Genomic DNA, 8461 nt, shown 5'->3' with positions numbered 1-8461 from the left:
TGTATAAAATTTTGAACAATTAAAAAGGAGTTGTATTCAGACTGAATTTATTAATTCAATCTGATACAGCTCCTTTTAAAATTCTATATTGTTGATATCTATATGTTTTGGAATGGTAAGTCGAATGAAGTTAGATGTTTTATGAGTTAATCCAATTTCATTTATAATATATGAAGGTTCACTAATACCACAAGCAGAACCGGCAGAAATAGCTACTTTATCAGCTAAATCTTTAATAAATATTTCATTAATTATTCCAGGAATAAGCATACCAATAACTCCAGGAATTTTATTAACTGGATCACCTAAAAACTCAGTTCCAGGATATTTAGCTAATATCATTTTCTTAGCTTCAACTTCAAACTCAGATATCTTTTTCATATATTCATTCATATCTCTTTTAGCAATTTCACAAGCCTTAGCAAATCCAACTATATTATGAACTCCGTGAGTTCCAGCTCTATAACCAAATTCTTGTTGTCCACCATGAATTAAAGAAGTCATTTTATAATTAGTTAATCCATTTTGTCTTATAAATGCTGCACCTACACCTTTAGGACCATATAACTTATGGGCTGAAAATGACATAAAATCAACTGGTAAAGTGTTAACATCAATATCGATTTTACCTAATACTTGTGTAGCATCAGTATGGAATAATATATTCTTTTCTTTAGCTATATTGCCAAGTGTAGTAATATCATTTAATGAACCAATCTCATTATTACCATAAATAAATGAAGCTAAAATAGTATTATCTTTAATAGTATTTTTAAACTCTTCAGCATTTACTTGTGCATATTCATTAACTGATAAAAAGTCTACTTCAAAGCCTCTATCTATTTTTTTTATCGCTTGTTTTTTTATAAATCTACTTGCTACCGATTTAGTAGGATTATTATTAAATACTTCACCATTTAAAAATTTACAAGTCTGTAACACTGATTTATGTTCAACAGTAGATGTGATTATATGATTACCTTTTTCTTCGTAATATTTCATATAATCAGCAACACCTTTAATAATAAAGTTATTGCTTTCAGAAGCACCACTAGTAAATATTATTTCATTAGATTTTGCATTAATAAGAGCAGCAACTTGTTCACGTGCTTTTTCTATTGCTTTTTCTGCATTTACAGCTAAAGTATAATGTCTACTAGATGGATTACCAAACTCCTCCTTAAGGTAAGGAAGCATTGCTTCCAATACCTCAGGATCAACAGGAGTAGTAGCACTATTATCTAAATATATCATTTCTTAACGCCACCTTTTTTATCATTTATTAAATAATCAAGGAATTTTTCTAAATTACCGCCAGAATACTTATAATCCTTATAAAGTATTTCAGCACCTTTATCTATATGTTTTTTTGTATATAAAGGATAGTATTGATCATCTGTTAAATGTTTATTTAAATTAACTTCCATTAAAGATTTATACATATTATCAAATTCACCAGTTACAGTTGATCTTTGTAATTCCAATCCATTTGTATCAGTTTCTTCATATAAATCAATTGAAGTAGTATCTTTTAAAGATAAAGCAATTGCAATTTTTGATAAAGCAAATGGCTTAAGGTTACTACTAGCACCTACTTCTTCAAATATTTCTCTTGTCTTTTTTGATGTTTTAAGTCTAAATCCCATAATTACACCTCAAAGTAACCTTTCTTAACTTCAGTTTTTCTAGCATTTTCATTATATAAAAGTAAATATTCATCACATATGTATGGTTTAATTACCTCATATAGATTAGTATCAATTTCTTCATTAGTAGAAAGAATAATAACTTGCTTGCTTATATTAGGTAAATAATCTACAGTTAATGTTTTTCTATGGCTTTCATCTATTCTTGCATAAGGAGTATCTATAATAAATGGAACTTCAACTCCAGAACTTTTAATTAATGCCCAAATTAAGCAAAGAATATAAATTTGTTTTTCACCTTTAGAGAAGTCATTAACATTAACTTTAGTTCTTACTTCAATATCTTCCCAAGTTGGATTATCATTTAAATATTCCATTAATTCATTTAAAGAAGAAACTGGATATTTATTTAATAAATCCTCTATAAACATAAGACCATATTTTTTAGAAATATCATTTACACCTAAATTACTAATTATATTTTGAATTTCAAGCGAACTATATCCTCTGTTAACATATAATGTAGATTCAAATGAATCATCAATTACAATACTTGAAACATATTCATTTTTTCTAATTATAGTTTTAAATATATCAATAAAGTTTTCTTCGATTAATCTTAATTTATCTTTTGTTAAGGTTGCTAATAGAGCATCAAGATATTCTGTAACGTTAGATGATAACTCTAAAACATTATTATCTTGTAGAGAAGAAGTATATTGATTTTTAGCTCTAGTATAATGATATTCAGCATTTTTTAATTCTTCATGGTAAGTATCTAATTTATGTTTTAATATTACAATAGAGTTTTGTTCACTTATAATAAGATTATTAATGTTTTCTAATTCTTTAAGATAGTTTTCAACCAATTCTCCAGAAACTGTATAGTTTAATTTTTCTCTACAAATTTTCAATTCGGTAGATATAGATTTTAATTTATCAAAATAATTACTTATAGAATTTTTGTGATCATCTTTATAAGGAAGTATTGAACTTATTACTGATAAAATATCAAATTTTTGATCAGCACTTAATAGTAAGATTTCATCTATAGTATTAAGTTCATCAGTATCAAACATATTATTTAAAATAGTTACGGCTACTTCGTCAAAATTAGTAGAAGAAGTAGCAAGTGTAGGTATAGATTTAAAAGATTTTTTTATTACTTCACCTGATAATTTATTTTTGATAGATTTATATGAAGATATATTTTCCTCTTTTTCAATTTGGTGTTTAGTATCTTCTAATAAATCACTTATTATAATAAATGGCAAAATATCATTACAAAAATTCTTAATTTCTTGATTTATAATTAAACGATCATTTTCTAGTTTGCTAATATTACCATTTATTTCAGTGCGTTCATTTTCCAGTATCCCACCAGAACTTCTAAATTCATCATCAAGATTATTCTTTTTTACTAAAAGTTCATCAAGTTCTAATTCTTTAGCTTCAAGATTAGCATTAATTAAATCTATTTGAGATTTAGCTGATTTAACTCTATTTAATGATTCATCATAAAGAGCTTGAATATCATTTAAACTATTATTATTTTTAGAAATATTTCTTTGGAAAGAAAGTAATTGTTTCTTTAAAATATTAAAAGTATCATAATTAAATAATTGAAGTACTGCATCCTTTAAGCTATTTGATGAATTAGTACCTATGAAAAATTCAGTAAGTTCTTCACCATCAAAGAAAAAGAAGTCAAAAAGGCTAGGAGGTAATACTGATTGAAGATATCTATTGAAGTAGTTAATTTCATCTTCATTTAAGACTACACCATTTTTCATAACTTCAAATGTTTCAACAACTCTTTGCTTTATATACTCCCAACTTCTATTTAAAGTATATTCATTAATTTGAGTTCCTTCTTTAAAAGATAAAGAAAGAGAAATATCACATTTAACAATATCATTTTTAAATGCATTATTATTAATATTGTTTTTAATTTTAGTTAGGTAATTGGAATTTATACCCAAGTATCCATAGCTCATTGGACCATATATACAAAGCTTTATAGCTTCAAATAAAGTAGATTTACCTGCTCCATTTTCTCCACCAATAAGAACTATATTTTTATTATCTTTAGGAGAAAAAGAAAATTCAGTTTCATCTTCATATGATCTAAAGTTTTTAAGTTTTATACTATTAATTATCATTTTCTATCTCCTCAACTATGCTTTTGTGTAAATATCTTTGATTTAATACTTTTGAAATTGATTTATCTAACACTGTTTTATTAGTAAAATGTTTTGATTTATTTGTTTCAATAAGCAATTTATTTACTAAGTGATCAGATAAGTTAAATTCTTTATTTAATTTTTTTATAGTATCTAGTGTTTCTTCATCAAAGATAGGTTTTTTAAAGTCGTGCCATGAAAGTTTCTCACCCATAATATCATAGTAAATATCAACAAGACTTCTTCTAGTTAAATCTTCTTCATTATCCCAAATCATATCAATTTGTTCTAATTCTTCAATTGTTATTAGTGGGAAATCAATATATTCATTCATAATAACTTGTGTTTCTAATAACTTTCTTAGAATTTCTTTTCTAGCAAAGAAGTTAAAAGGTCCATAACCTACAACATTAACATATGGTCTTGTGTCTTTATCAAAGATTTTATTTTCATCTAATTTAAATTCAGATATAAGTGGAAGTAATTCTAAGAATACTTTCTCTTTATCTGTAGATTCTCTGCTACCAGATTCTAAATCTTTAGTAGTATTTCTTAAATCTATATATAGCTTGTTACTTTCATTGTCCTTAAAAATATAGTCTTTATTCAATGTTAATTCATCTGATAGTGGAAGATCTTCCAAGTATAGTTTTTTATAATAATGATTACCGTCACGTCTGAATTGTTGTCTGTATTCATGCTTATCTCTTATACTTAATAACCAAGATCTGAAATCAAGAAGTGGCATTAACCAGTCTTCTCCATTTTTTATAAACCCAGTTAAAGATTTATCTTCTTTAACTACAGTACAAATCCAACAACCAAATCTTGAATTACCACAAGAAGGAGAGTCGACTTCACCTTTATCATTTTTAGTTATTGTAAATGGACATTCACCAGCATCAGAACCAGTATATAATGCAAATAATTCATTATTATTACCGCCCCATGGAGTTACACCATTATTACTAAGTAAAGTTTTCCAAACATCATCAGTTGTATAATCAACAATTGGATTATAAACGTAAGTGTTTTGTAGTGAACCATGTGGAGTTAATAAATATCCATCTATAGCTCTATTTTCAATTCTTATTTTTCTTGCAATACTTTCAGATTTTCTAACCCCTAGTAATACAATAACTTCACCATTTTCTTTAACCTTTTCTTCAATGAATGTATTAGAAGGTTTAATCTTTAAACGTTCAGTACACCATCTAAATCTAATTGAAGTTGGAGTAGGTAACCCCTTACCAATTATATTAGTCCAAAATGTATTATTATAGTCTGGATGAACCATTTCTGCGTATAGAGGTAATCCTTTTGCTTTTGAACCTTCATTAATTAATTTAGAAGCTTCTTTTAAATATCCTAAAACTATAGGATTTTCAATAAGTGTATCTGAAGATACTACATAAATTGGTTTATGTCTTTCTTCAGGAGGTAATGATTCTAACATAGTAAAAGCAAGTTGAACAACAACAGTACTATCTTTACCACCACTATATCCTATAATCCAAGGTCTAGTATCATTTTTATAAACAAGCTTCATTTCTTCTATTACTTCATTTATTTTTATGTTTATATCGTTAGTTGTCATATAATAATCATCCTTTTATTTTTGAAATTCACTTTCAAGTTTTTCTTCCTCTTTAGTTAATGGAAGACCGATTTTGGTTTTTATTAATATACAAGTTAATTTAACATAACTAGCGCTTTTTACAATACGACCATTTGGAGCAATAACTCTATTTTCCCAATCTTTAAGATTACTTCTATTCCAATCTATTGAATTAAGTTTAATTATGTAATCTTTCCAATCAGAGTAGTTATTACTGTATAAATAGTTACCAATAATTCCAATAGCTTCAAGAACAACGCCATTAGAATTTATATAAGTGTTTCTAAAATTATGTGCGCTCATTTCTTTATTGAAAACGAACATCCATTCACTTATATTATCACATAAACAATTCCAAAATTCCAATACAAATTTTTGAGATTGTTCATCAGTGGCATTTAACTTATTAAGTAATTTTTTATTTGTCTCATAAATACTACTTAGTATAAATAATTTGGCTGAATATTTAGGTAATGATGTATTTTCTTTATCAGTAAAGTTTTTTAAATACTCATTATTATCTAATAGATTTTTAGTTATTATTGCAATTGGGTCTCTTGAATCATATAAAATTCCTATTGATTTAGATACATTAACAGCATGTTTATTTAAATCAGCAAAAATTTGTTGACTTTTGCGTAAGCCTTCATCTACGAATAATACTATTGAAATAGTTTCTTCACCTAAATCAGGAGAAGCTTTTAATGCTTCTTCAATAGCAGCTCTTCTGTGCTGACCATCATTGATTAATAATTTACTATCCATAGAAACTTTCAATTCACCAATATCTTTATTAACTATAGAATCAAAAGATGTAAATTCAAATTCACCATCAACAGATGCCGTAAGGGAAGAAAAAACATAATCATTAGGATTATTAATTATATAATTAGCCATTTCTGGAATTCTTGTTTTATTTAATATTCTTTGAGACCTGTACTCAGCAGGGATTTCTTCTTCGTTAAAAATAAATAGCTTAGATAATATTTTTAATGGACACATAATCACAAAGTATTCTTTTGAAGATTGAATTCCTTTAATTGCTGGAAAGGTATAGAAAAAATTGCTTTTCATAGTTCCTCCTACGTGCGTAAAGTATAAATGTATTATAATATATTACGTGCGTAATGTAAATAATTTGTGATTATTCTTATAAAAGTAATACTTAAAATTTGATTAAGTAAAAATATTTGGAAAAATATGTTGACTTTACGTGCGTAATAATATAAAGTGTAAATGAAAAAAAGAATATTACGCACGTAATAAAAGAGGGGAGAATATTATGACAAAACATTCAGGTGGAAAAGTAGGTAAGGCTGGAAAGGTATTATCAAGTTCTAAGTCAACAAAAAGTGAAAAAAGCAAAGCAGGAAAAGTATTAAATGATCATAAAAATAACATACATAAATAACAGATGATAAAGAGGGGTGAGTTAATGAAGATTGGTTTTTTATTTGGAGCAGGAGCAGAAATTGGGTATGGATTACCGACAGGTGGAAAATTTGCATTAGAAATATTTAGACAAGATACAGCTATGATAAAGGAAGAGTTTAAAAAACAACGTGAGCAAATAGATGGATCTACGTATTATGCTGCAACGTGGTTACCAGATGATTATAAAACAAAAAGTGTTACTTCTTTTGGAAAAACTGTATTTGAAACAATAATAAGAGATACAATTGAACATAATAGAGGAGAGATAATTAAAAAGTTAAATAACTTTGATGATATTGCCAAGTGGGAAGAAAAAAGATTGAGGGAATTATATGAAAAGACATACTCGGAAATAGTGGAAGAAAAATTAAATAAGAAGTTAAAAAATTGTAATATGAAGCAAGTAATATCTTTTATCGATTATTTTGATGAAGGTAATAAAATATTTGAGAGTAATTATTTTTCAGCATTATTAACTTTATATAAAATGTCTAGTTTTTTTAGTGAAGGAGTCAAGAGTGAGATAAGAAAAATTATATTAGCTATTTTTCAATTACAAATAGGAGCATTAAGTGAAAATTTAACTAGGAAAATTAATGATGGTATCTTTAAAGATAAAGATGACTCAATTGATTTATTAGATGATATAGGAGATATAATACAATTAAACTCTCAATCTACTGGATTAGCAGGATTAGAGTATGTCATGGAAAATAAAAGTATTGAAATAGATTCAGATGAAGCGCTTGTATTACAGTTTGCTAGAAATGTAATTGAATCAATTTATGCTTCTGTATTAGATTATAAATCTTTAATTGATTCTAATTGGCATTATTTGTATTGTCCTAAGGATGAGTGGGCGAAGTTTTGCAAAATTAATATTTTCTTATTATCAGTAAGAAAGTATATATTAGAACAATTAGGAGATATAACTAAGATAAGTAGAGAAGGATATTATCATGACTTATCTGATATAATTAGAGATAAGATTATAGAGGTAAGTACAGTAGCTACGACAAATTATAACGTATTTATAAGAGAGGTTCTTGAAAGAGATATATGCTATTTGAACGGATCTACAGATATATGGTATGATCCATATATTAATAGGATTGGAAGTAGAGAAGAATTGTTAGAGAAAGAAAATCATTTTTTAGTACCATTAATTTTTACACAAAGTGGAACAAAACCAATGACCTCAATAGAAATGTCTAGAAAGTATGTAAATATGTATGATAATTTTTATGAATCAGATTTTATATGCATTGTAGGATTTGGATTTAATAAAGATGATGAACATATAAATGGAATGTTAAGAAGATTAATTGATATAGATAATAAAAAAATTATAGTTATAGATTTGAATGCTGGAAGATCGAATGATGATATGAAAGAAAGTATTGCTAATAAATTAAAGATTAGCAATGATAGTAATTTAGATATTATTCTAGTTGATAAAGATAGGAAGATTGAAGGGGTAAGTTGGATAAATTATATTATAAAAAATTATAAATAAAATTAATTAAATAATTTAAGTGTTAAAAAGAGTAGTTACTTTAGAGTGTAAATCTAGGATAATT

7 protein-coding genes are annotated in these 8461 nt (G+C 26.1%); 2 read left to right on the top strand and 5 right to left on the bottom strand.

From position 1 onward, the window contains the following. Window positions 1-75: 75 nt before the first annotated feature. The 5 genes from HCG76_RS16150 to dndB are packed head-to-tail and all read right to left on the bottom strand — an operon-like array spanning window position 76 to window position 6521. Window positions 76-1254: a cysteine desulfurase family protein gene (locus HCG76_RS16150; protein ID WP_221701310.1), complete on the bottom strand. Its 1179-nt coding sequence runs from the start codon at window positions 1252-1254 to the stop codon at window positions 76-78. Continuing rightward, a complete protein-coding gene (locus tag HCG76_RS16145; RefSeq protein WP_221701309.1) occupies window positions 1251-1646 on the bottom strand; it encodes a DndE family protein in 396 nt (131 codons plus the stop codon). Before HCG76_RS16145 ends, HCG76_RS16150 begins: the two co-directional genes overlap by 4 nt. A 2-nt stretch (window positions 1647-1648) precedes the next feature. Further along, entirely contained in the window at window positions 1649-3808 is a 2160-nt protein-coding gene (gene dndD / locus HCG76_RS16140; RefSeq protein WP_221701308.1) for a DNA sulfur modification protein DndD, read from the bottom strand. After that, complete coding sequence (gene dndC, locus HCG76_RS16135) at window positions 3798-5426, bottom strand: DNA phosphorothioation system sulfurtransferase DndC (RefSeq protein WP_221701307.1); 1629 nt, start codon at window positions 5424-5426, stop codon at window positions 3798-3800. The genes dndD and dndC overlap by 11 nt, the downstream gene beginning before the upstream one ends. A gap of 15 nt (window positions 5427-5441) precedes the next feature. Beyond that, on the bottom strand, window positions 5442-6521 hold the full coding sequence (dndB, locus tag HCG76_RS16130) for a DNA sulfur modification protein DndB (protein ID WP_221701306.1): 1080 nt from the start codon (window positions 6519-6521) through the stop codon (window positions 5442-5444). 208 nt (window positions 6522-6729) lie between these two features. Here dndB and HCG76_RS19215 point away from each other — a divergent pair, with 208 nt between their 5' ends. Then, window positions 6730-6858 (top strand): hypothetical protein, encoded by a 129-nt coding sequence (locus HCG76_RS19215; protein WP_260458171.1) that lies wholly within the window; start codon window positions 6730-6732, stop codon window positions 6856-6858. Window positions 6859-6882: 24 nt separating this feature from the next. Beyond that, window positions 6883-8397 carry a hypothetical protein gene (locus HCG76_RS16125; RefSeq protein WP_260458170.1) on the top strand — a complete coding sequence of 505 codons (1515 nt, stop codon included), beginning with the start codon at window positions 6883-6885 and terminating at the stop codon, window positions 8395-8397. Window positions 8398-8461 lie beyond the last annotated feature (64 nt).

Origin of the sequence: Clostridium sp. K13 (assembly GCF_019734195.1) — a bacterium.
GTDB lineage: Bacteria > Bacillota > Clostridia > Clostridiales > Clostridiaceae > Clostridium.
This window is presented reverse-complemented; position numbering and strand designations above follow the sequence as displayed.

Excerpts from the sequence above, each read along its gene's own strand:
- dndC (WP_221701307.1), bottom strand. The coding sequence starts at position 5,426 with ATGACAACTAACGATATAAACATAAAAATAAATGAAGTAATAGAAGAA.
- HCG76_RS16125 (WP_260458170.1), top strand. The coding sequence starts at position 6,883 with ATGAAGATTGGTTTTTTATTTGGAGCAGGAGCAGAAATTGGGTATGGA.
- dndB (WP_221701306.1), bottom strand. The coding sequence starts at position 6,521 with ATGAAAAGCAATTTTTTCTATACCTTTCCAGCAATTAAAGGAATTCAA.
- HCG76_RS16145 (WP_221701309.1), bottom strand. The coding sequence starts at position 1,646 with ATGGGATTTAGACTTAAAACATCAAAAAAGACAAGAGAAATATTTGAA.
- HCG76_RS19215 (WP_260458171.1), top strand. The coding sequence starts at position 6,730 with ATGACAAAACATTCAGGTGGAAAAGTAGGTAAGGCTGGAAAGGTATTA.
- dndD (WP_221701308.1), bottom strand. The coding sequence starts at position 3,808 with ATGATAATTAATAGTATAAAACTTAAAAACTTTAGATCATATGAAGAT.
- HCG76_RS16150 (WP_221701310.1), bottom strand. The coding sequence starts at position 1,254 with ATGATATATTTAGATAATAGTGCTACTACTCCTGTTGATCCTGAGGTA.